General features: G+C 74.0%; 18 protein-coding genes and 1 rRNA gene. 10 read left to right on the top strand and 9 right to left on the bottom strand.

Annotation, left to right across the window (positions count from 1 at the left end; translation table 11 throughout):
* The 3 genes from rrf to ABTZ03_RS23065 all read left to right on the top strand — a co-directional run.
* A 5S ribosomal RNA gene (gene rrf / locus ABTZ03_RS23075) occupies positions 1–93 on the top strand; the annotation flags it as partial.
* 217 nt (positions 94–310) lie between these two features.
* Positions 311–718: a YciI family protein gene (locus ABTZ03_RS23070; RefSeq protein ID WP_350514928.1), complete on the top strand. Its 408-nt coding sequence runs from the start codon at positions 311–313 to the stop codon at positions 716–718.
* A 5-nt stretch (positions 719–723) separates the two neighbouring features.
* Positions 724–1,893 (top strand): RNA polymerase sigma factor, encoded by a 1,170-nt coding sequence (locus ABTZ03_RS23065; RefSeq protein ID WP_350514927.1) that lies wholly within the window; start codon positions 724–726, stop codon positions 1,891–1,893.
* On the opposite strand, the gene ABTZ03_RS23060 is transcribed toward ABTZ03_RS23065, so the two are convergent.
* From ABTZ03_RS23060 to ABTZ03_RS23040, 5 genes are read right to left on the bottom strand one after another with little or no spacing between them, the layout of a single operon-like run.
* Positions 1,890–3,200, bottom strand: coding sequence for a DUF58 domain-containing protein (locus ABTZ03_RS23060; protein WP_350514926.1), 1,311 nt, complete (start codon positions 3,198–3,200; stop codon positions 1,890–1,892). The two genes, ABTZ03_RS23065 and ABTZ03_RS23060, sit on opposite strands and share 4 nt — an antisense overlap.
* 46 nt (positions 3,201–3,246) lie before the next feature.
* On the bottom strand, positions 3,247–4,236 hold the full coding sequence (locus tag ABTZ03_RS23055; protein ID WP_350514934.1) for an AAA family ATPase: 990 nt from the start codon (positions 4,234–4,236) through the stop codon (positions 3,247–3,249).
* 26 nt (positions 4,237–4,262) lie between these two features.
* The gene (locus ABTZ03_RS23050; protein WP_350514925.1) at positions 4,263–5,498 is read right to left on the bottom strand and encodes a DUF4350 domain-containing protein; all 1,236 of its coding nucleotides are present in this window, start codon (positions 5,496–5,498) and stop codon (positions 4,263–4,265) included.
* The gene (locus ABTZ03_RS23045) at positions 5,495–6,184 is read right to left on the bottom strand and encodes a DUF4129 domain-containing protein (protein ID WP_350514924.1); all 690 of its coding nucleotides are present in this window, start codon (positions 6,182–6,184) and stop codon (positions 5,495–5,497) included. The genes ABTZ03_RS23050 and ABTZ03_RS23045 overlap by 4 nt, the downstream gene beginning before the upstream one ends.
* A 5-nt stretch (positions 6,185–6,189) precedes the next feature.
* Positions 6,190–7,344, bottom strand: a complete 1,155-nt coding sequence (locus ABTZ03_RS23040) for a DUF7847 domain-containing protein (RefSeq protein ID WP_350514923.1) — start codon at positions 7,342–7,344, stop codon at positions 6,190–6,192.
* Positions 7,345–7,631: 287 nt separating this feature from the next.
* Between ABTZ03_RS23040 and mtrA the strand changes: the two genes are divergently transcribed.
* The 3 genes from mtrA (at position 7,632) to ABTZ03_RS23025 (ending at position 12,298) form a co-directional block, all read left to right on the top strand.
* Positions 7,632–8,309, top strand: a complete 678-nt coding sequence (mtrA, locus tag ABTZ03_RS23035) for an MtrAB system response regulator MtrA (RefSeq protein ID WP_030283937.1) — start codon at positions 7,632–7,634, stop codon at positions 8,307–8,309.
* Between the two features lie 124 nt (positions 8,310–8,433).
* Positions 8,434–10,416, top strand: coding sequence for an MtrAB system histidine kinase MtrB (gene mtrB / locus ABTZ03_RS23030; protein WP_350514933.1), 1,983 nt, complete (start codon positions 8,434–8,436; stop codon positions 10,414–10,416).
* Positions 10,417–10,432: 16 nt separating this feature from the next.
* Positions 10,433–12,298: an LpqB family beta-propeller domain-containing protein gene (locus tag ABTZ03_RS23025; protein ID WP_350514922.1), complete on the top strand. Its 1,866-nt coding sequence runs from the start codon at positions 10,433–10,435 to the stop codon at positions 12,296–12,298.
* Between the two features lie 18 nt (positions 12,299–12,316).
* Here ABTZ03_RS23025 and ABTZ03_RS23020 read toward each other — a convergent pair whose 3' ends face one another.
* Positions 12,317–13,039 carry a ComF family protein gene (locus ABTZ03_RS23020; protein ID WP_350514921.1) on the bottom strand — a complete coding sequence of 241 codons (723 nt, stop codon included), beginning with the start codon at positions 13,037–13,039 and terminating at the stop codon, positions 12,317–12,319.
* A 380-nt stretch (positions 13,040–13,419) separates the two neighbouring features.
* Between ABTZ03_RS23020 and hpf the strand changes: the two genes are divergently transcribed.
* Positions 13,420–14,115 carry a ribosome hibernation-promoting factor, HPF/YfiA family gene (gene hpf / locus ABTZ03_RS23015; RefSeq protein ID WP_350514920.1) on the top strand — a complete coding sequence of 232 codons (696 nt, stop codon included), beginning with the start codon at positions 13,420–13,422 and terminating at the stop codon, positions 14,113–14,115.
* Between the two features lie 239 nt (positions 14,116–14,354).
* Positions 14,355–15,113 (top strand): response regulator, encoded by a 759-nt coding sequence (locus ABTZ03_RS23010; protein WP_350514919.1) that lies wholly within the window; start codon positions 14,355–14,357, stop codon positions 15,111–15,113.
* Between the two features lie 38 nt (positions 15,114–15,151).
* Here ABTZ03_RS23010 and ABTZ03_RS23005 read toward each other — a convergent pair whose 3' ends face one another.
* Both ABTZ03_RS23005 and ABTZ03_RS23000 read right to left on the bottom strand, forming a co-directional pair.
* On the bottom strand, positions 15,152–16,360 hold the full coding sequence (locus tag ABTZ03_RS23005) for a winged helix-turn-helix domain-containing protein (RefSeq protein WP_350514918.1): 1,209 nt from the start codon (positions 16,358–16,360) through the stop codon (positions 15,152–15,154).
* A 98-nt stretch (positions 16,361–16,458) separates the two neighbouring features.
* Complete coding sequence (locus ABTZ03_RS23000) at positions 16,459–17,016, bottom strand: GNAT family N-acetyltransferase (RefSeq protein WP_350514917.1); 558 nt, start codon at positions 17,014–17,016, stop codon at positions 16,459–16,461.
* A 242-nt stretch (positions 17,017–17,258) separates the two neighbouring features.
* On the opposite strand from ABTZ03_RS23000, the gene secA reads away from it, so the two are divergent.
* Positions 17,259–20,021, top strand: coding sequence for a preprotein translocase subunit SecA (gene secA, locus ABTZ03_RS22995; RefSeq protein WP_350514916.1), 2,763 nt, complete (start codon positions 17,259–17,261; stop codon positions 20,019–20,021).
* A gap of 77 nt (positions 20,022–20,098) precedes the next feature.
* On the opposite strand, the gene ABTZ03_RS22990 is transcribed toward secA, so the two are convergent.
* Positions 20,099–20,638, bottom strand: a complete 540-nt coding sequence (locus ABTZ03_RS22990) for an Rv3235 family protein (RefSeq protein ID WP_350514915.1) — start codon at positions 20,636–20,638, stop codon at positions 20,099–20,101.
* Between the two features lie 259 nt (positions 20,639–20,897).
* Between ABTZ03_RS22990 and ABTZ03_RS22985 the strand changes: the two genes are divergently transcribed.
* A complete protein-coding gene (locus tag ABTZ03_RS22985) occupies positions 20,898–22,058 on the top strand; it encodes a patatin-like phospholipase family protein (RefSeq protein ID WP_350514914.1) in 1,161 nt (386 codons plus the stop codon).
* The last annotated feature ends 11 nt before the right edge of the window (positions 22,059–22,069 follow it).

The following is a 22,069-nucleotide window of genomic DNA, read 5'->3' as shown; positions in this document are numbered from 1 at the left end:
ACGCCCGGTTACATTCCGAACCCGGAAGCTAAGCCTCACAGCGCCGATGGTACTGCAGGGGGGACCCTGTGGGAGAGTAGGACGCCGCCGAACAACCATTCAGAAAAGGCCCGCCCGGGTTACCGGGTGGGCCTTTTCGCGTTTCCGGGGTGTCCGGGAGGGAGGGGACGTCCGGGAGAGGGCTCGGGAGGGATCGTCCAGCGCATCCCGAAAAGATCCCGGCCGGGCCGTGTCGAGAACCCGCGGCCTGCTCCGTCCCCGGGGTGGACGCGGCCACAATGGGTCGCACCAGTACCCGAGGAGAAGCACGATGGCCAAGTACCTGCTGCTGAAGCACTACCGCGGCGCCCCGGAGCCGGCCAACTGTGTGCCGATGGACCAGTGGACTCCGGAGGAGGTCACGGCGCACATCACGTTCATGCAGGACTTCGCGGCCCGGCTGGAGCGGACCGGCGAGTTCGTCGACGCCCAGGGGCTGGCCCCCGAGGGGACGTGGGTCCGCTACGACGGCGAGGGGCGGCCGCCGGTGACGGACGGTCCGTTCGCCGAGACCAAGGACCTCATCGCCGGCTGGATGCTGATCGACGTCGACAGCTACGAGCGTGCCCTGGAGCTGGCCGGTGAGCTCTCGGCGGCTCCCGGGGCCGGCGGGCGGCCCATCCACGAGTGGCTGGAGCTCCGCCCGTTGCTCGGCATGCCGTCGACCGTCACGGAGTGACCTCGGTGACCTCTCCGCTGGACGAGGCGCTGATCCGGAGCCTGACCCCGGGCGTGCTCGGCGTCCTCGTCCGTCGCGGGGCCGACTTCGCGGCGGCCGAGGACGCCGTGCAGGAGGCGTTGGTCGAGGCGGTGCGCGTCTGGGCGGCCGAGCGGCCGCGGGACCCGAAGGGTTGGCTGGTCACCGTCGCCTGGCGGAAGTTCCTCGACGCGACCCGGGCGGACACCGCCCGGCGTCGCCGGGAGGACCGGGTCGAGCGGGAACCGGAGCCCGGGCCCGCGGGTGCGGTGGACGACACCCTGTGGCTCTACTTCCTGTGCGCCCACCCGTCGTTGACGCCGTCCTCGGCGGTCGCGCTGACCCTGCGCGCCCTCGGCGGGCTGACCACCCGGCAGATCGCCCGGGCCTACCTGGTGCCCGAGGCGACCATGGCGCAGCGGATCAGCCGGGCCAAGCGGACCGTGTCGGCGGTCCGGCTCGATCGGCCGGGCGACGTCGCCACCGTGCTGCGGGTGCTCTACCTGGTGTTCAACGAGGGCTACTCCGGTGACGTCGACCTGGCCGCCGAGGCGATCCGGCTGACCCGGCAGCTGGCGGCGGCGATCGACCACCCCGAGGTGGCCGGACTGCTGGCGCTGATGCTGCTGCACCAGGCCCGGCGGGCCTCCCGGACCGGGCCCGACGGCGGCCTGGTGCCGCTGGCCGAGCAGGACCGCGGCCGCTGGGACACCGGGTTGATCGCGGAGGGCGTCGGGATCCTCCAGGCGGCCCTCGCCCGGGACCGGCTGGGCGAGTTCCAGGCCCAGGCGGCCATCGCCGCGCTGCACGCGGACGCGCCCACCGCGGCGGAGACGGACTGGGCGCAGATCGTCGAGTGGTACGACGAGTTGGTGCGTCTGACGGACAGTCCGGTGGTCCGGCTGAACCGGGCGGTGGCGGTCGGCGAGGCCGACGGGCCGCGCGCCGGGCTGGCGGCGCTCGGGGCGCTGGACGACTCGCTGCCGAGGTACGCGGCGGTGGAGGCGTACCTCCGTGAACGGGACGGGGACCTGGCGGCGGCGGCCCGGCTGTACGCCGAGGCGGCCCACCGGGCTCCGAACCCGGCGGAGCGCGACCACTTGGTGCGCCAGGCCGCCCGGCTCAACTCCCGGCGAGATCGGCCGGACAGGGCCTAGAGCCGCCCGGCCGCCTTGAGCGCCAGGTAGGCGTCCGCCAGCGCCGGGGCGATCCGGGCGGGCGGGGCGTCCAGGACGGTGATGCCGTGCCGGGTGAGCCGGTCGGCGGTGTCGCGGCGGTCGGCCCGGGTCTGTTCGGCGGCGGCCGCGCCGTAGACGGCCTCCAGGGTGCCGCGGCCGGCGGCCAGCACGTCCAGGTGCGGGTCGGCGACCGAGGCGAGGACGACCTCGTGGCGCTTGGTGAGCAGCGGCAGCAGTGGACGCAGGCCGTCCTCGACGGGGGCCGCGTCGAGGCCGGTGAGCAGGACGATCAGGGAGCGGTGCGGGGCCATCCTGAGCGCCGTGGAGACCAGGGACCGCATGTCGGTCTCGTGCAGCGCGGGCTCCAGCAGGGCCATCGCGCCGGTGAAGGCCGGCAGGATCTCGCTCGGCGAACTGCCGATCACCGAGGCGCGCTTGCGGGCGTCGTGGGCGAGCAGGTCGACCCGGTCGCCGGCCCGGGTGGCGAGCGCGGTGAGCAGCAGGGCGGCGTCCAGGGCGGCGTCCAGGCGGGGGGCGTCGCCGACCCGGCCGGCCGAGGTGCGGCCGGTGTCCAGGACGATCAGGATGTGCCGGTCGCGCTCGGGGCGCCAGGTGCGGACGGCGACGGTGTTGCGGCGGGCGCTGGCGCGCCAGTCGATGGAACGGACGTCGTCGCCGGGCAGGTACTCCCGCAGCGAGTCGAACTCGGTGCCCTGGCCGCGGGTCAACACCGAGGTGCGGCCGTCGAGTTCGCGCAGCCGGGCGAGTCGGGAGGGCAGGTGCTTGCGGCTGTTGAACGGTGGCAGGGCGCGGACCGTCCAGGGGACGTGGTGGGAGCCCTGGCGGCCGGCCAGGCCGAGCGGGCCGAGCGAGCGGACCGTCACCCGGTGGGCGTGGTGGTCGCCGCGGCGGCCCGGGGTGAGGACGGAGACGACCCGGCGCCGTTCGCCGGCCGGGACGGCGAGGGGGTGCCGGGAGGCGGTCTCGGCGGTGCCGGGGCGCCAGGCGGACGGGGCCCAGGCGTCCCGGATGAGGGCCCGCAGCGGCCGTCCGGAGGAGTTGGTGACGGTCAGTTCGACCGCGGCGTCGTCGCCGAGCCGGACGGTGGTGTCGCCGCCCCGGACGATCCGCAGGCTGCGGACGGGGGCGGCGAGCACCAGGTCGACCAGGACGGCCAGCAGGACGGCACCGGTGACGGTCCCGATCCCGGTCCAGGAGGGCAGCAGCAGGCCCACGAAGAGCGCGCCGAGTGCGGCGAGCAGGGCGGTACGCCCGGTGAGGGCCATTGCGGGTGCGCTCCTTCGGAAGCCCGGGAGGGAGAGGGGCCGTGGATCAGCGGGGGGCGGGCGTCTGGGCCAGGACGGCCTGGATGACGGAGTCGGCGGTGACGCCCTCCATCTCGGCCTCGGCGCGCAGCGCGACGCGGTGCCGCAGGGTGGGCAGGGCGAGCGCCTTGACGTCGTCCGGGGTGACGTAGTCCCGTCCGGCCAGCCAGGCCCAGGCGCGCGAGGCGGCGAGCAGGGCGGTGGCACCGCGCGGGGAGACGCCGATGGACAGCGACGGGGACTGCCGGGTGGCCCGGCAGAGGTCGACGATGTACGCCAGGACCTCGGGCGAGACGGTGAGTTCGGCGATCTGCGCGCGGGCGGCGGCGAGGTGCTCGGGGCCGGCGACCGGGCGGACGCCGGCCGCGGCGAGGTCCTTGGGGTCGAAGCCGGCGGCGTGCCGGGACAGCACCTGGAACTCCTGGTCGCGGTCGGGCAGCGGCAGGATCAGCTTGAGCAGGAAGCGGTCCAGCTGGGCCTCGGGCAGCGGGTAGGTGCCCTCGTACTCGACCGGGTTCTGGGTCGCGGCGACCAGGAACGGGACGGGCAGCGCGCGCGGCTCGCCGTCCACGGTGACCTGGTGCTCCTCCATGGCCTCCAGCAGGGCGGCCTGGGTCTTGGGCGGGGTGCGGTTGATCTCGTCGGCGAGCAGCAGGTTGGTGAAGACCGGGCCGGGCTGGAAGGAGAACTCGGCGGTGCGGGCGTCGTAGACGAGCGAGCCGGTGACGTCGCCGGGCATCAGGTCGGGGGTGAACTGGATGCGCTTGGTCTCCAGGCTGAGTGCCGTGGACAGGGTGCGGACCAGCAGGGTCTTGGCGACGCCGGGGACGCCTTCGAGCAGCACGTGGCCGCCGCAGAGGAGGGCCACCACCAGGCCGGTGACGGCGGCGTCCTGGCCGACCACGGCCTTGCCGATCTCGGCGCGCAGGGCGGTCAGCGCGGCGCGCGGGTCGGTGACGGGTGTGGCCGGTGCGGCGGTCGGCGGGTCGGGGGTGATGCGGAGCTGGGCGGTCGCCTGTTCGGTCACGGGTTCCGTACCTGCCTTTCGAGGGCGTCGAGGTCGTCGGCGAGCCGCAGCAGCGCGGCGTCGTCGGTCGGGGGCGGGCCGTACAGCAGGGCCCGGACGTCCCCGGCGGGTCGTTCGGGGAGGCGGCCGGCGACGGCCGCGCAGAGGGCCTCCTGGTCGGGCCCGCCGGCCTGCGGCGGGAGGCCCAGGACGGGCGCGAGGCGGTGGACGGCGGCGCGGCGCAGGGCCTCGGCGGCGCGGCCGCGGGCCTTGGCCCGCCGGTAGAGGCGGGCGCGGCCCTCGGTGGTCTCGGCGGCGCGGACCACCACGGGCAGGTTCTCGCTGACCACCGGGCCGAGTCGGCGGGCCCGCCAGAGGGCGGCCAGCACGGCGGCGACGGCCAGCTGGTAGAAGGCCCAGTGCCAGCCCTTCGGGATGTAGTCGTCGAAGCTCTTGCGGGCGGTGCCCTTGGCGAGCGGTGCGGAGTAGTCGGGCAGGTGCCAGGTGAGGTGGGGCTGCGAGCCCAGCAGGCCGAGCGCTAGCGAGGCGTTGCCGTCCTCGGCGAGTCGGCCGTTCTGCAGGAAGTCGCCGCTGCCGAGCACGATCACCTCGCCGCCCCCGCCCTCGCCGGGGGCGCTGACCAGCGGGTAGCCGTGGCCGCGGGAGTAGCAGCCGTCGCCGCGGCTGCCGCTGGCGTAGAGGGTGCCGCCCAGCTCGGCGGTGCCGGCCCGGACGGCCTCGGGCAGTGTGCAGCCTGGGTGGGTGCTGCGGACGGACGTGTACGGGATGCCGCCGGCGTCGTCGGAGGTGCGGACGCCGGGGGCGAGCTCGTCGAGGGCGACCGGGCCCGGGTTGATCAGGACCAGCCGCTGGTGCCGGGCGGCGGCGACGGCGCGCAGCTGGGCCGGGCTGAGCAGGTCGGGTTCGGGCAGCACCAGGGTGTCGGTGCCGTCCCCGGGGGTGGTGGGGTCGGTGCTGAGCCGGGCCTTGACGCCCTGGTGTTCGAGCAGCGCGACCACGGCGTGGGCGCCGTCGGCGTCGTAGGAGCGCGGGTCGGACGGCGGGTAGCGGTGGCCCTGGTCGAGGACGGTGAGGCCGATGGCGGAGACCAGCAGGACGGCGAGGAAGGCCAGGTACCAGCGGGCCCGGCGGAGCAGGCCGCGCCCGGTGGGGGCGAGGCTGGTCGGCGCGGCGTCGGCGGGTCGTTCGGTGGGGCGTTCGGCGGCGGGCGGCGCCGGGGCGGTGCTGGTCATGCCGCTCCTCCCTGGGGCGGGGCCGGGGCGGCGGCGTGGGTGAGCACCGGGCGGGTGCGTTCCAGGGTCCGGTCGAGGTCCAGCAGCAGCTGGTAGGCGGCCTGGTCGGCGGTGCGCTCGCCGTAGGCGATGTCGTCGAAGGTGCGGGCGGCGGCGGTCAGCGCGGCGGCGTGCTCGGGCAGCGCCCGGCCGGCTTCGGCGGCGGCCTCGTCGGCGGTGCGGCCGGGGCGGACGTCGAGCAGGGTGCGTTCCTCCAGGGCCCGGACCAGGGCGCGCATCTGCTCGCGGACGGCTTCGGTCCAGCGGCCGGCGGCGGCGTGCCCGGCGGCGGCCGTGCGGTGCTGGGCGGCGCTGCGCGGGCCGTCGGCGCCGTACACGCCGAGGTCGGTGCGGGCGGTGCGCTTGGGCGCGCCGAGGCGCCACCAGACGGCGGCGCCGATCACCAGGGCGACGATCAGGAACAGCACCAGTCCGGTGCTGCCGTCGGTGCCGTCGGCGGAGATGCCGCCGAAGGCCCGGTTGATGTGGTCCCAGATCCAGTCGACGGCGCGTTCCAGGAGCCCCGGGTCGTTCTTGTGGTACTCGGCGTTGAGCAGCTCGTCGCGGGCGGCGTCGCGGGCCGGGTCACGCGGAACGGTGACCGGGGCGCTGCCGACGGCGAGGAGCCTGTCCCCCCAGATAGGCATCCGGTTCAGTGCCTCGCCGGGGTCTGGTCGGTCCGGCCGTTCCAGCCGCCGCCCTGCTCGGGCAGTCCGGCGGCGCGGGCGAGCTCGATGTCCAGGGCCTCGCGGCGGATCCGCTGGTCGATGTAGACCAGGACGCCGACGGCGGCCAGGAACGGGGTGGTCAGGGCGGAGGCGATGATCCCGGCGACCGAGGTCAGCACCATCATGCCGATGGACTCGTGCCCGGTGTCGTTGAGCCGGTCCAGGGTGCCGAAGCCCAGCACCAGGCCGATGAAGCGGAACGGGATGACCAGGGTCGCGGAGACGACCGCGGCGATGATCCGGCTGAGCACCAGGACGATGCCGAAGACCCGCCACCAGGAGCCGCGGACCAGCCGCCGCGAGCGCGACAGCGCCGCGACCACGCCCTGCTTCTCCAGCATCAGGGCGGGGGCCGCCAGGCTGTAGCGGACCAGCAGCCAGACGCCGACCGGGACGGTCAGCACGCCGACCAGGAACAGCAGGCCCGCGGTGCCGGGCGTGCCGGTTCCGCCGGCGGTGTAGCCGAACAGCGGGGTGAAGCCGAGCAGCACCACGCCGGCGCTCATCAGGGTGGTGAGCACGGTGAGCCCGAGCAGCTGCAGCAGCCGGGGGCGGGCGTCCCGCCAGGCCTCGCCGGCGGTCGCCGAGCGGCCGATGACGGCGCGGCTGACCACGATGGTGAGCAGCGCGACGGCGAGCGCGTCGAGCAGCAGCGTCAGCGGCATGGTGACCAGCAGCGTGAGCAGCTGGGTGGAGGCGCCGGTGCGGCCCTTGACCAGCAGCTGGGCGATGAAGCGGCCGGCCTGGTCGAGGACGGCGACGCCGAGCGAGAGGGTGAGCGCGGTGCGCCAGTGCCGGCGGACGGTGGTGACGGCGCCGTCGAGCAGTTCGCCGATGCTGAGCGGGCGCAGCGGGATGACCCCGGGCCGGGGGCTGTGGGCGGCCTCCCAGCCGTAGGGGTCGCGGCCGGGCGGCTGCGGGCCCTGGTTCGGCTGTCCGTACCGGGCGCCCCAGCCGGGGGCGGGCTGAGGGGGTGCCGACGGACCGGGCACGGCGGCGGGCGCGTCGGCCGGGGGCCGGGTGCCGTCGCGGGGCGGCTCGGACGAGCTGGGCGAGGCCCAGCCCGGAGTGTCGGTCATCACTGCTCCTCGGAGGGGCGTCCTGGGCGCGGTTCCGGGCGGATCTTTCGCCCGCGCGCAGCGCCCATCGTGCCATGGGGCCCGGAGACGCCCCAGGGGTATCCGGTTGCTGATCGGCAACGGGGCCCGTCGAGGGGTCGGCGGGCGGGTTCCGGACCGTTCGGAGGCGTTCCGACGAGGAGTATTCGCCCGGTATGGCCGGAATTGGACGGTGGGGGAGTTGGCCGTTGTGGAGCATTGGCACTGCTGTGCGGCAGGTCACAATCCGGTAATGAGAAGATGGACCCATGAAGGGACGCGTCCTCGTCGTTGATGACGACTCCGCACTGGCCGAGATGCTCGGCATCGTGCTGCGTGGTGAGGGTTTTGAGCCGTTTTTCGTCGCGGATGGGGACAAGGCGCTAGCCGCGTTCCGGGAGAGCAAGCCCGATCTGGTCCTGCTCGACCTGATGCTGCCCGGTCGGGACGGCATCGACGTGTGCCGGCAGATCCGGGCGGAGTCCGGCGTTCCGATCGTCATGCTGACCGCGAAGACCGACACGGTCGACGTGGTGGTGGGCCTGGAGTCCGGCGCCGACGACTACGTCACCAAGCCGTTCAAGCCCAAGGAGCTGGTGGCCCGGGTGCGTGCCCGGCTGCGCCGCGCCGAGGAGCCGACGCCCGAGCAGCTGACCATCGGCGACCTGGTGATCGACGTGGCCGGTCACTCGGTGAAGCGGGACGGGCGCAGCATCCCGCTGACCCCGCTGGAGTTCGACCTGCTGGTCGCGCTGGCCCGCAAGCCCTGGCAGGTGTTCACCCGTGAGGTGCTGCTGGAGCAGGTCTGGGGCTACCGCCACGCGGCCGACACCCGCCTGGTGAACGTGCATGTGCAGCGACTGCGCTCCAAGATCGAGAAGGACCCGGAGCGCCCGGAGATCGTGGTGACCGTCCGCGGCGTCGGCTACAAGGCCGGACCCAGCTGAGGTGACGGACCGGACCGAGGGCGCCCCGTCGGGTACCGCGACCGACGGGGCGGGGGCCGTGCGCGGGGACGTGCTGAGTTCGACCACCCGCCGCCGTCGCGGCCGCACCGGAGTGTTCGGTCTGATGAAGCGTCAACTCCGACGCCCCGCGCGCCGATTGGGCGCGCTGTACCACCGCTCGATCCAGCTCCGGGTGGTCGCGGTGTCCCTGCTGGCCTCCATTGCGGTGGTCCTGGTGCTGGGCGTGGTCGTGGTGGCGCAGGTGCGCAACGGCCTGCTCGACACCAAGATCGACGCGGCCCGGGCGCAGGCCCGGATCGGCTTCCAGGTCGAGCAGAAGAAGATCGACGAGGCCCGGGACCAGAACCTGCGCGGCGCCGTCGACCCGACCACCGCCGAGACCGGCACCTGGCTGCTGCGCCAGGTCAACGACCTGGCCGCGAGCGGGCAGACGGTCTACTCGGTGATCGCGATGGCGCCCGGCACCGGGACGGTCGTCCCGGACAGCGCGGGCTTCGCGCCGCGCTACTCGGGCGACATCCAGCCCAGCAGCGTCCCGGACAGCCTGCGGGCCAAGCTCATGGACGAGCCCGGCCAGATGTTCGACCAGCCGACCCGGATCCACCGCTCGCCCGAGAGCAGCGTCAAGAGCGAGCCCGGGCTGTCCCTCGGCATGCAGTTCGTCGGCCCGGCCGGCACCAGCTACCAGCTGTTCTACGTGTTCTCCTTCGGCCAGGAGACCGACACCCTCAACCTGGTCACCGGCACCCTGGCGACCGCCGGCGTGTTCGTGGTGATCCTGATGGGCGGCATCGCCTGGGTCGTGGTACGTCAGGTGGTCACCCCGGTGCGGATGGCGGCCGGCATCTCCGAGCGGCTCGCCGACGGCCACCTGGAAGAGCGGATGAAGGTGACCGGGACGGACGACATCGCCCGGCTCGGAGAGTCGTTCAACCGGATGGCCAACGCCCTGCAGGCGCAGATCCGCCAGCTGGAGGAGCTGTCCCGGGTGCAACGGCGGTTCGTCTCCGACGTCTCGCACGAGCTGCGCACCCCGCTGACCACGGTCCGGATGGCCGCCGACCTGATCTACGACAGTCGCGAGGACCTGGACCCGATGGCGGCCCGCTCGGCGGAGCTGCTGCAGGGTCAGCTGGACCGCTTCGAGTCGCTGCTCGCCGACCTGCTGGAGATCAGCCGCTTCGACGCCGGCGCCGCGATCCTGGACGCCGAGCCGGTCGACCTGCGGGAGATCGTCGCCCGGGTGGTGGAGGCCGCCGACCCGCTGGCCGACGCCAAGGGCAGCACCGTGGTGATCCGCGGCGACGGCGAACCGGTGCTGGCCGAGGTGGACTCCCGCCGGATCGAGCGCATCCTGCGCAACCTGGTGGTCAACGCGCTGGAGCACGGCGAGGGCCGCGACGTGGTGGTCCGGCTGGGTTCGGCGGACGGCGCGGTCGCGGTCGGCGTGCGGGACTACGGCATCGGCCTCAAGCCGGGCGAGGCGTCCCGGGTGTTCCACCGCTTCTGGCGGGCGGACCCGTCCCGGGTGCGCACCACCGGCGGCACCGGCCTGGGCCTGTCGATCGCGGTCGAGGACGCCCATCTGCACGGCGGCTGGCTCCAGGCGTGGGGCGAGCCCGGCGGCGGCTCGCACTTCCGGCTGACCCTGCCGCGCACCCGCGGCGGCGAGATCAACCGGGCGCCGTTCCGGCTGGAGCCGGAGGACTCGCGCAACAACCGCGGCCTGGGCGCGTACGGCACGCCGTACCGGCGGGCGATCGCGCCGTCCGGTTCGACGGCGCTGACCGCGGCCGAGGAGCAGGCCGAGACACCGGAGGGGACCGGCAACGGGCTGGGCAGCGGGCTCGGCGGAGTGCTGAACATCGGCCCCGGGCTGGGCCGGAGCCGGCTGCCCGACGGGCCGCGCTCGGACCCCTCGGACGTACGGACGGCGGGGGCCGGGTACGGCGCCACCGGCGCCCAGGTCATGGTGGACCCGACGCCCCGGCGGCCGTCGGTGGCACAGCGGACGGCGGAGCCGGACATGACGGGTGGGACGGACCTGGAGGGGTCGCAGCGTGCGAAGGACGAGCAACAGGACTGAGCCGAGGCTCGTGGCGGTGGCCGGCGCGGTGCTCGGCGCCCTGGTGGCGAGCGGCTGCGCGGCCATGCCGGACTCCGGCGGCATCACCAAGGTGGAGCTGTCCCAGGGCTCGGCCGACAAGAACCTTCAGGCCAGGGTCTTCCCGGTGGCGCCCGGCAAGGGCGCCAAGCCGCGCGAGCTGCTGACCGGGTTCCTGGACGCGGTGACCGCCGACGAGGGGTACGACACCGCGCGCAAGTACCTCACCGAGCGCGCCGCCGCGACCTGGAACCCGGACGCGGGCATCGAGGTGCTCTCCGCCACCCAGATACCGGTCGACCAGGTGGTCGGCGAGGCGGACACCACCTACTCCGAGACGGTGACCGGGCAGCGGGTGGCCCGGGTCGACGAGAAGCACTCGTACCTGCAGATGGGGCAGGGCAGCAACAACCGCACGTTCGACTTCACCTTCGTCCGGGAGAAGGGGGGCGAGTGGCGGATCGACAAGCTGGACAACGGCGTGATCATGAACGAGACCAACTTCCGGAACAGCTTCCGGCAGGTCGAGCGCTTCTTCTACACCACCCCCGACCCGTCCGCGCCCGGCCCGGGCGGCGCCGGCCAGGAGGTGCTGGTCGCCGATCCGATCTACCTGCGGCGCCGGGTCGACCCGCTGGCCTCGGCCGCCAAGGCGCTGGTCGCCGGGCCCTCCGGCTGGCTCTCGCCGGTGGTCCGGACGGCCTTCCCGGGCGGTGCCACGGTCGACAAGGTGACCGTCGACGACAGCCGGATCGCCCATGTGCAGCTCGGCGGGGCGGACCTGGGCGACTCGACGGGCTGCCGCCGGATGGCCACCCAGCTCTTCTACACCTTCGCCGACCAGGGCAAGGGGCAGGTCGAGAAGCTGGAACTGAAGGGGCAGCGCGGCTCCTGCACGGTCACCCGCACCGACGACCCCGGCGTCGGCCCCGGCGCGCTGGCCGGCCGGCTGCTGCAGGCCCCCCAGCAGTACTACCAGCGGGCCGACAACGGCGTGCTGATGGTGGCCGACGACGGGCACAGCGGCGATCCGGTGCCCGGGGTGCTCGGCAAGCCGCACGCCAACGGCACCCCCGCGCTGGGCACCGTCGCGGTCAGCCGGGACGGCGCCCAGGCCGCCGCGATCTCGGACGACGGCCACCAGCTCTACGTGGTGTCGCTGCAGGCCGGCGCCACGACGATGCCCGAACCGGTGCTCGGCTCCCCGGTGAAGCCGGGCGCCAAGGACGACGGCTTCACCTCGCCCAGCTGGGACGGCCGCGGCGACCTCTGGGTGGTGGACCGCAACCCGCAGGGCCCGCGGGTGGTCATGGTGCGCGGCGGCAGGACGTACACCGTGCCGGTGACCATGAAGACCGGGAACACCGAGTCGCCGCTGCAGGGGGTGCAGGCGCTGAAGCTCTCCTCGGACGGCGCCCGGGTCGCCCTGATCGTCAAGTCGTCCGGGGCGAGCGGAAGTTCGCTGATGTTCGGGCTGGTGCAGCACGGCGGTACGCCGGACGCGCCGACCGTGCGGATCACCGGGGTGCGCGCGGCGGCCCCCTCGCTCACCGACGTCGCCTCGGTGTCCTGGGCGGAGACGGACCAGCTGCTGGTGCTCGGCAAGGAGACCGACCGCCCCCAACAGCTGTACTACGTCAGCACCGACGGCTCGCAGAGCACGGACAGTCAGCAGCTGCAGACCGGCAACGGCCTGCCGTCCTCCCCGCAGTCCGTGTCGAGCGCGGAGGCCCGCGGCTACGAGCTGCGGCAGCCGGCGCCGGTGCTCGCGGTGGCCGGGGGCACCGTCTACCGGCTGGTCAACAACCAGTGGCGGGAAGCCCAGTTGGCTGACAAGGCCCGCTCGTACTTCTACGCGGGCTGAGGCCACGGCCCGGGGGCGTCAGCCGACCGGCTGCACCGAGGTGGCCGCGACGGTCGCGGCGGCCCGGGCCGGCAGCCCGGCGGCGGCCAGCGCCCGGGCCGCCTCGGCCAGGCTCGCCCCGGTCGTCACCAGGTCGTCCACCAGCACCGGCTGACGGCCGGCCAGGCCGCGGCGGGCGCGCGGCAGGACGGTGAGCGCGCCGTGCAGGTTGCGCCGCCGCTCGGCGGCGCCCAGCCCGGCCTGGTCGGTGACCGGACGGGCGTGCCGCAGCAGCGGCGCGGCCCGGACGTCCAGCCCGGCCCGGCGCAGCGACCGGGCAGCGGCCCCGGCCAGCCGCAGCGTCGGGTCGTGACCCCGGGCGCGCACCGCCGCGCGGGCCGAGGGCATCGGCACCAGCAGCAGCGGGGCCGTCCCGGCCCGGGCCCCCAGGGCGGAGCGCACCGCCCGTCCGAGCGCCTCGCCGAGCGGTCCGGCCAGCCGCAGCGCGCCGCGCTCCTTGTGTGCGAGCAGCAACTGCCGCACCGGGTCGGCGTACGGGGCCGCCGCGTGCGCCCAGGGCAGCACGGTGGGGCCGGGGCGCGCGGTGGCCAGGACGTGCCGACAGGCCGGGCAGAGCTGGCCGTGTTCGGTGCCGCAGCCCGCGCAGTTCGCGGGGAGCAGGACGTCCAGCAGTCCGGCCAGTGCGTGGCCGAACGGTGTGCGCGCGGACGGCGGAGGGGCGGGGGAGAGGGAGGGCGGCACGGCTGCTCCTGGCGGCGGCAGGCACGGAGAGTCAGCAAAGGATCGGCCGTATGGGGGGCGTTGTCCAGGCATTTACCCATACTTCACCCGCAGGAGGGTAAACAGGGTGCAACAGTTTGACCGCCCGCCATCGGCGCCGACCGCAGTATCGGGTCATACCCACCTTCTCGCCTGGGGAGGCGAAAACCCCGTGTGAGGTGTTCGATAAGGCTCCAAGGGGTTTCAACCGTCCCTGATGGGGAGGAAGTGGTTGAGGGCCAGTCGTTCCCGCCGCTGGCGGCGGGGGCGGGGGGCCGGCAGTGGATGGGCTGGTCCAGCTGGAGCTCAGTCCGGTCCGGTAGCACCCGGATCGGCGTCAGCACGAGGGATCGGAGTTCTGCGTGGACATCGTCGTCAAGGGCCGCAAGACCGAGGTGCCCAAGAGGTTCCGCGAGCACGTGGCCGAGAAGCTGGAGAAGGTCCAGAAGTTCGACGGCAAGGTGATCAGCCTCGACGTCGAGGTGTCCAAGGAGCACAACCCGCGGCAGGCCGACCGGTCGGACCGCGTGGAGATCACTCTCCGTACCCGGGGCCCGGTGATCCGGGCCGAAGCCGCGGCCGGCGACCCGTACGCGGCGCTCGACCTGGCCTCGGCGAAGCTCGACGCCCAGCTGCGCAAGTCCGCGGACCGGCGTCGGGTGCACAAGGGCGGCGCCAACGGCCGCACCCCGATCAGCGTCGCCGAGGCGACCGCGGCCCTGGCCGCGCTGCCGGAGACGACGGCGCCAGAGGGCGCGACCAACGGGGCCGTCCGCAAGACCATGATGGGATCCCTGGAAGTGGAGGGCGAAGGCCCGCTGGTGGTCCGGGAGAAGACGCACTCGGCCGCCCCCATGGCGCTGGACCAGGCGCTCTACGAGATGGAGCTGGTCGGCCACGACTTCTACCTCTTCGTGGAGAAGGACAGCGGCCTGCCGAGCGTCGTCTACCGTCGGCACGGCTACCACTACGGCGTCATCCACGTGCAGCCGGACATGGCGGCCGGGGTGGCCAGCGGCGCCGGCGGTGCGATCGGTCGGTCCGTCGACGAGGACTGACCCTCCTGCGGTGATGGACGGAGGGGTGACCCCGGTGGCAGCGGCCGCCGGGGTCACCGGCGTTTCGGGGCGTTCCGCCCGTACCGGGCACGGCCGGGTGGGACGGGTTCGAACGGTGCTCGGGTCCGTTGCGTCAAGGGGTCACCCGATGCGGGGGAATCGGCATCGGAGGGTGACCGCGGCGGTGGCGGGGCGTGGAATGATTGGGCGCACGTCGACCCGCGAAGGGGGAGGAGCGGATGGGGGATCACTTCGGGCTGGGGCCCGCTGCGGGGCCGGTCGCCGGGCTGCCACCGGGGCCGGAGGAGGAACCCGCGTACGCGCCGCGCCGGGGTGAGCCGATCCGCGTCCTGGTGGTGGACGACCACGCGCTGTTCCGCCGGGGACTGGAGATCGTGCTGGCGGAGGAGCCGGACATCAAGGTCGTCGGCGAGGCCGGGGACGGTGCCGAGGCCGTGCTGAAGGCCGCCGACCTGCTGCCCGACATCATCCTGATGGACGTCCGGATGCCGCGTCGCAGCGGGATCGAGGCCTGCACGGCGATCAAGGACGTGGCGCCCAGCACCAAGATCATCATGCTGACGATAAGCGACGAGGAGGCCGACCTCTACGAGGCGATCAAGGCGGGCGCCACCGGCTACCTGCTGAAGGAGATCTCCACCGACGAGGTCGCCACCGCGATCCGCGCGGTCGCCGACGGGCAGTCGCAGATCAGCCCGTCGATGGCCTCCAAGCTGCTCACCGAGTTCAAGTCGATGATCCAGCGGCGCTCCGACGACCGGGACCTGGTGCCCGCCCCGCGGCTCACCGAGCGGGAGCTGGAGGTGCTGAAGCTGGTGGCGACCGGGATGAACAACCGGGAGATCGCCAAGGAGCTGTTCATCAGCGAGAACACCGTGAAGAACCACGTCCGCAACATCCTGGAGAAGCTCCAACTGCATTCCAGGATGGAGGCCGTGGTGTACGCGATGCGGGAGAAGATCCTCGAAATAGGGTGACGTCCGCCGGGTGCCGGCCCCTCCGGGGCCGGCCGCCGTCATCGGGTGAGGAGCTTCTCCAGGGCGGGGCGCAGCCGTTCGTCGTGCAGCGCCTCGACCCGCACCCCGGCGCAGCCGACCCAGGCGGCCGCCTCGCGCAGGGCGGTGGCGAGCGCCTCCAGGTGCCGGGCGGCGTCGCCCCGGCCGTCGGTCAGCGAGACCTGCCGGGCGACCAGCGTGCGCCCCTCCCGGGCCGGGTCGACCCGGCCGACCAGGCGGCCGCCGGCCAGCAGCGGCATCGCGAAGTAACCGTGCACCCGCTTGTGCCTGGGCGTGTAGGCCTCCAGCCGGTGCGTCATGCCGAAGATCCGCTCGGTGCGGGCGCGGTCCCAGATCAGCGAGTCGAACGGCGAGAGCAGCGTGGTGCGGTGGCGTCCGCGCGGGGCGGCGGCCAGCGCGGCCGGATCGGCCCAGGCCGCGGCCCGGGCGCCGTCCGGCCCCCAGCCGGCCACCTCGACCGGGACCAGTCCGCTGTCCGCGAGCACCGCGTCCAACTGCTCGGCGCGCAGCCGGTGGTAGTCCTGCAAGTCGGCCCGGGTGGCCACGCCGAGCGCGGCGCCGGCCTGGGCCACCAGGGTGCGCAGGCACTCCTCGTCGGACCGGTCCTGGCCGAACAGGGCGTCGGGGACGGCCTGTTCGGCCAGCGCGTAGACCCGCTTCCAGCTCCGGCGCTCGGTGCAGACCACGTCGCCGAAGGCCAGGGCGCGTTCGACCGCGATCTTGGTGTCGGACCAGTCCCACCACTCGGAGGTCCGCTTGGCGCCGCCCAGTTCGGTGGAGGTCAGCGGCCCCTCGGCGCGCAGCTTGTCGAGCACCGCCCGGTACGTCCCCGGCTCGACCCGGTGGCTCCAGACGTGGCCGCGGTCGCGGTAGTGGCGGCGCCGGAAGGCGAACAGCGGCCACTCCTCGACCGGCAGGATGCAGGCGGCGTGCGACCAGTACTCGAAGCTGGTGCCCGAACCCCAGTAGGCCGCCTCGACCGTCGGGCGGCCGACCGCGCCGAGCCGGGCGTACGGCACCAGCTCGTGCGAGCGGGCCAACACCGAGATGGTGTCCAGCTGGACCGCCCCCAGGTGCCGCAGCACCCCGCGCACCCCGGCCCGGCGGTCGGGCGCGCCCAGCAGGCCCTGGGCCCGCAGGGCGATCCGGCGGGCGTCGTCGGCGCCCAGGACGGTGACGGGGGCGGGGTCGGCAGCGGCGGAGGTCATGCCGGCGAGCGTAGCCGGGGGTACTGACAGCAGCCGGGGTGCCGGCAGCGGGCGGGCGCTGACAGCGGGCGCCGCTCCCGGAGGAGCCGGGCCCGGGCTCAGGCCAGGTCGGACGGGAGCAGCGAGGCGACCCAGGCGTCGCGGAAGGCGCCGCGCTGCTCGGCGTACGACCGCAGGGTGCCCTCGTGGCGGTAGCCGACCCGCTCGGCGACCGCGCGGGAGCCCTCGTTGCCGACGTAGGCGAGCCACTGGAGGCGGCGCAGCCCGAGGTCGGTGAGCGCCCAGCGGGCGACCGCGCGGGCCGCCTCGACGGTGTAGCCGCGGCCGCGCTGCTCCGGAGCCGTCCACCAGCCGACCGAGCCGGCGCCCGGGTCGCCGGGCCCGCGGGTGACCGCCTGGGTGCCGACCAGGCGCCCGGTCTCCCGTTCGACCACGCACCAGATGAACTCGTTGCCCGAGGCCAGCCCCTGCGGGGCCAGGGTGCGGACGAAGAACTCGGCGTCCTCGCGGCGGTAGGGGACCGGGACGACCGTCCAGCGCTGGATGTCGGGGTCCTGGCAGGCGGCGAGGACCGCGTCCACGTCCGACTCCAGCGGGGCGCGCAGGACGAGCCGTTCGGTGGTGAGGGTGACGAGTGCGCTCCGCGGTTCTTCCATGGGCGGATTATTCCCGCGCAGCAGGAACACCGGCATCCGGATTCGGGGCCAACTCCCCGGTCGGTCGACCGTTTTGTCCCGGTGGACGGTGCTATCGGTCCATGTGCTCGCGCGGGTGACACGGGAATACCGTGCTGACGCACCTCCCGGCGCGTTGGACTCCTCGCATACGATGGCCCGTGCGGTGGGGTGGACCCCCCGTGCAGTCGTCCAGTGCCAATACAGGCAAGGAGCCCGCTCAAGTGTCCGTCTTCGACAAGATCCTGCGCGCCGGCGAAGGCAAGATCCTTCGCAAGCTGCAGCGGATTGCTGCCCAGGTCAACTCCATCGAAGAGGACTTCGTCAACCTCACCGACGCCGAGCTGCGCGCGCTGACCGACGAGTACAAGCAGCGGCTCGTGGACGGCGAGACCCTGGACGACATCCTCCCCGAGGCGTTCGCCACCGTCCGGGAGGCCGCCAAGCGGGTGCTCGGCCAGCGGCACTACGACGTCCAGCTGATGGGCGGCGCGGCCCTGCACCTCGGCTACGTCGCCGAGATGCGCACCGGTGAGGGCAAGACCCTCGTCGGCACCCTGCCCACGTACCTGAACGCGCTGACCGGCAAGGGCGTTCACCTGATCACGGTCAACGACTACCTCGCCGAGCGCGACTCGGAGTGGATGGGCCGGGTGCACCGCTTCCTCGGCCTCGAAGTCGGCGTGATCCTCGCCAACATGACGCCCGCCGAGCGCAAGCGCCAGTACGCGATGGACATCACGTACGGCACGAACAACGAGTTCGGCTTCGACTACCTGCGCGACAACATGGCCTGGTCGAAGGACGAACTCGTCCAGCGCGGCCACAACTTCGCGGTGGTCGACGAGGTCGACTCGATCCTCATCGACGAGGCCCGCACCCCGCTGATCATCTCCGGCCCGGCGGACCAGGCGACCAAGTGGTACGCCGACTTCGCCAAGCTGGTGCTGCGCCTGAAGATCGACCGCGACTACGAGGTCGACGAGAAGAAGCGCACCGTCGGCGTCCTGGAGGAGGGTGTCACCCGGGTCGAGGACTACCTCGGCATCGACAACCTCTACGAGTCGGTGAACACCCCGCTCGTCGGCTTCCTGAACAACGCCATCAAGGCCAAGGAGCTGTACAAGGTCGACAAGGACTACGTCGTCATGAACGGCGAAGTCATGATCGTCGACGAGCACACCGGCCGTATCCTGGCCGGTCGCCGCTACAACGAGGGCATGCACCAGGCGATCGAGGCCAAGGAGGGGGTGGAGGTCCAGAACGAGAACCAGACGCTGGCCACCATCACCCTGCAGAACTTCTTCCGCCTGTACGGCAAGCTCTCCGGCATGACCGGTACCGGCACCACCGAGGCCGCCGAGTTCCACCAGATCTACAAGCTCGGCGTGGTGCCGATCCCGACCAACAAGACGCCGCTGCGCATCGACCAGCCCGACCTGATCTACAAGTCGGAGCCGGCCAAGTTCGCCGCCGTGGTCGAGGACATCGCCGAGAAGCACGAGAAGGGCCAGCCGGTGCTGGTCGGCACCGTGTCGGTCGAGAAGTCCGAGTACCTGTCGCAGGAGCTGCGCAAGCGCGGCATCCCGCACGAGGTGCTGAACGCCAAGCACCACGAGCGCGAGGCGCAGATCGTCGCCCAGGCCGGCCGCAAGGGCGCCGTCACCGTCGCCACCAACATGGCCGGCCGTGGCACCGACATCATGCTCGGCGGCAACCCGGACCACCTGGCGGCGGCCGAGCTGGCCCAGCGCGGGCTCTCCACCGGGGACAACCCGGAGGAGTACGAGGCCGCGTTCCCGGAGGCGCTGGAGAAGGCCAAGGCCTCGGTCAAGGCCGAGCAGGACGAGGTCAAGGAGGCCGGCGGCCTCTACGTCCTCGGCACCGAGCGGCACGAGTCCCGCCGGATCGACAACCAGCTGCGCGGCCGCTCCGGCCGTCAGGGCGACCCGGGCGAGTCCCGCTTCTACCTGTCGCTGGGCGACGACCTGATGCGCCTGTTCAAGGCCGGCATGGTCGAGCGCGTGCTCTCGATGGCCAACGTGCCCGAGGACGTGCCGATCGAGTCCAAGATGGTCACCCGCGCGATCGCCTCCGCGCAGACCCAGGTCGAGCAGCAGAACTTCGAGATCCGCAAGAACGTCCTGAAGTACGACGAGGTGCTCAACCGCCAGCGCGAGGTCATCTACGGCGAGCGCCGCCGGGTGCTGGAGGGCGAGGACCTCCAGGAGCAGGTCACCCACTTCATGGACGACACCGTCGAGGCCTACGTCAAGGCGGCCACCGGCGAGGGCTTCGAGGACGACTGGGACCTCGACAAGCTCTGGACCGCGTTCAAGCAGCTCTACCCGATCAGCCTGGACCTGGCCGAGCTGGAGGAGGAGGTCGGCGGCCCGGCGGGCCTGACCCCCGAGTTCCTGATCAAGGTCGTCCAGGAGGACGTCCAGGCGCAGTACGGCGCCCGCGAGGACCAGCTCGGCGAGGAGATCCTGCGCGAGCTGGAGCGCCGGGTCGTGCTGTCGGTGCTGGACCGCCGCTGGCGCGAGCACCTCTACGAGATGGACTACCTCCAGGAGGGCATCGGCCTGCGGGCCATGGCGCAGCGCGACCCGCTGATCGAGTACCAGCGCGAGGGCTTCGACATGTTCACCGCGATGATGGAGGGCATCAAGGAGGAGTCCGTCGCCTACCTGTTCAACCTGGAGGTCCAGGTCGAGCAGCAGGTCGAGGAGGTGCCGGTGGAGGACGCCGCGGTGCTGCTCGACAAGCTGGAGAAGGACGCCGCCCGCCCGGAGATCAAGGCCAAGGGCCTGGAGGCCCCGAAGCCGAAGCGGCTGCACTACACGGCCCCCTCGGAGGAGGTCGGCGGCGGTGTGGTCGAGGGCGACTTCGAGGACGCCGTGCCGGACGACGAGAGCGACGGGCTGACCCGCGCCGAGCGCCGCAAGGCCGCCAAGTCCGCCAAGGGCCGTCGCCGCAAGGGCTGAGCCGGCCGCAGGACGCCACGCAGGGCGCCGTTCCCGTACCGGGGCGGCGCCCTGCGCCGTCCCGTGCGCCGTGGTGGTCATCGGGCCTCCACGGCGGTGCACCGCCACTGGCCGGCCGGGCCGCGCTGTTCCAGCCGGAAGGCCACCATGTGGTGCCGGCGGCCGAGGTCGACCCGGACGCAGGCCTCGACGGCGTCGGGCGAGGGCGACCGGTCGTGCACCGGGCCGAGCCGGGGGCGGTCGGCGGGGCCGCCGCGGCGCAGCGCACCGGCCCGGACCAGCGCGGCGAGCTGTCCGTAGCCGTCCAGGCTGGTGTGCCGCATCAGCTGGCCGGAGGGCCGGGCGCCGGTGAGCACCTCGACCAGCTGGTGGGCGAACCGGGCGGCGAGGGCCCGGGCGTCGTGCGGGGCGGGCCCGGTGGCGGCGGCGCCGGTGGACCTGGCGGCGCAGGCGGCGCGCGGGTGGCGCGGGTGGCGCCCGGCCGGGTCGCAGCTTCCGGAGGCGCGCACCCGGCGGTGCGGACGGGCGGCGAGCTGGGCGGTGGGGCGGACGGTCACGGTGCCTCCCGGCAAGGGCGGTGCGGGTACGGACGGGTCCAGGCTGGTGGCGGTGATCATCGGGCGGCAACGCCTTTCCGGGGCCCCTGGAACCCCGCCCGAAGTTCACCTATCCGGGTGAGTCGGCCAGTGCGGTGCCGGGCCCGGAGCCGGCGTCGCGGGCGCCGGGTTGACGTGCGGGAACGGCCCGTACGGCCCGAAAGGGGACGCCCGGGTACGGCGGACCGGGTGGTCCCGCCCCGGGCTCCCGTTGCACCGTCCGGGCGTCCGCGCGCACCATCGGAGCCGGACCCGAACCGGACGATGACGGGCGGCCGGGATGACGACAGTCGGAACGACCACACGGGCGGCGGCACCGAGTGCGGCCGCCGGGGGCGCACCCCGGCGCGGGCTGGTGCTGGGCGGCGGCGGGATGCTCGGCGCGGCCTGGACGGTCGGCGCGCTGTGCGCCGTCGAGGAGGCCGCCGGGCACCCGCCGGGCGGGGCGGACGTCCTGCTCGGCACCTCCGCGGGCGCGATCCTGGCCGCGCTGCTGGCCGGGGGCGTGCGCCCCGAGCAGCTGCGCGACCACCAGCGCGGCCTGCCGATCACCGAGGGCCCGCTGGCCGGGGTGGCCTTCGACTACGACACGGTGCTGGGCGGCGCGCTGCCGCCCCGCCCGGGGGTCGGGATCGGCTCGCCGGACCTGCTGCGGGACGCCGTCCGGCACCCGCGCGAGTACCCGCTGCTGACCATGGTCTCGGCGGTGGCGCCGCACGGCCGCGGCTCGTTGGCCCCGATCGGCGAGCTGGTGCGCGGGCTGCTCGGCCCGGGCGGCTGGCCGGACCAGGACCAGGACCCGGACCAGGACCAGGACCCGGCGGTACGCGCGGCCCGGGCGCTCCCCGGCGCGGTGGCGCCGAGCGCGGCCGCCGCGCCGCTGCGGGTGGCCGCGGTGGACTACCGCAGCGGCCACCGGGTGGTCTTCGGCGACCCGGACGCCCCGGCCGTCCCGGTCGCCGCGGCCGTGATGGCCTCCTGCGCCATCCCGGGCTGGTTCGCCCCGGTGCGCCTGGACGGTTCGGCGTTCGTGGACGGCGGCTGCTGGTCGGCGACCAACGCCGACCTGCTGCTCGGCCGGGGCCTGGACGAGGTGTACGTGCTCGCCCCGATGGCCGTACGGCTGGGCCCGAGGGCCGGGCGCTCCGGCCGCGGCGGCCTGGCCGCGCTGCGCGAATGGCGGGCCCGGGACCGCCCGCACGGCGTGCTGGCCCAGCTGGTCGGCCGCTACCGCCGCGCGGTGACCCGGCAGCTGCTGCGCGAGGCGGCGCTGCTGCGGGCCGAAGGCGTCCGGGTGCGGCTGCTCGCGCCGACGCCGGCCGACCTGGCGGTGATGGGCCCGAACCCGATGGATCCGGCCCGCCGCGGCGAGGCGCTGGAGTGCGGCCTGCGGTCCGGCCGGGAGGCGCTGGGCGCCGGGCGCGGCCCGGGCCCGGGGTGATCACGGGCGGT

Source organism: Kitasatospora sp. NPDC096077 (assembly GCF_040303245.1).
Classification (GTDB): Bacteria; Actinomycetota; Actinomycetes; order Streptomycetales; family Streptomycetaceae; genus Kitasatospora.
The sequence above is the reverse complement of the archived record's forward strand: the minus strand, read 5'-3'. Positions and strand labels throughout refer to the sequence as shown.

Excerpts from the sequence above, each read along its gene's own strand:
- ABTZ03_RS23005 (WP_350514918.1), bottom strand. The coding sequence starts at position 16,360 with ATGACCTCCGCCGCTGCCGACCCCGCCCCCGTCACCGTCCTGGGCGCC.
- ABTZ03_RS23010 (WP_350514919.1), top strand. The coding sequence starts at position 14,355 with ATGGGGGATCACTTCGGGCTGGGGCCCGCTGCGGGGCCGGTCGCCGGG.
- ABTZ03_RS23000 (WP_350514917.1), bottom strand. The coding sequence starts at position 17,016 with ATGGAAGAACCGCGGAGCGCACTCGTCACCCTCACCACCGAACGGCTC.
- ABTZ03_RS22985 (WP_350514914.1), top strand. The coding sequence starts at position 20,898 with ATGACGACAGTCGGAACGACCACACGGGCGGCGGCACCGAGTGCGGCC.
- ABTZ03_RS22990 (WP_350514915.1), bottom strand. The coding sequence starts at position 20,638 with ATGATCACCGCCACCAGCCTGGACCCGTCCGTACCCGCACCGCCCTTG.
- ABTZ03_RS23070 (WP_350514928.1), top strand. The coding sequence starts at position 311 with ATGGCCAAGTACCTGCTGCTGAAGCACTACCGCGGCGCCCCGGAGCCG.
- ABTZ03_RS23045 (WP_350514924.1), bottom strand. The coding sequence starts at position 6,184 with ATGCCTATCTGGGGGGACAGGCTCCTCGCCGTCGGCAGCGCCCCGGTC.
- mtrB (WP_350514933.1), top strand. The coding sequence starts at position 8,434 with ATGAAGCGTCAACTCCGACGCCCCGCGCGCCGATTGGGCGCGCTGTAC.
- mtrA (WP_030283937.1), top strand. The coding sequence starts at position 7,632 with ATGAAGGGACGCGTCCTCGTCGTTGATGACGACTCCGCACTGGCCGAG.
- ABTZ03_RS23060 (WP_350514926.1), bottom strand. The coding sequence starts at position 3,200 with ATGGCCCTCACCGGGCGTACCGCCCTGCTCGCCGCACTCGGCGCGCTC.
- ABTZ03_RS23040 (WP_350514923.1), bottom strand. The coding sequence starts at position 7,344 with ATGACCGACACTCCGGGCTGGGCCTCGCCCAGCTCGTCCGAGCCGCCC.
- ABTZ03_RS23050 (WP_350514925.1), bottom strand. The coding sequence starts at position 5,498 with ATGACCAGCACCGCCCCGGCGCCGCCCGCCGCCGAACGCCCCACCGAA.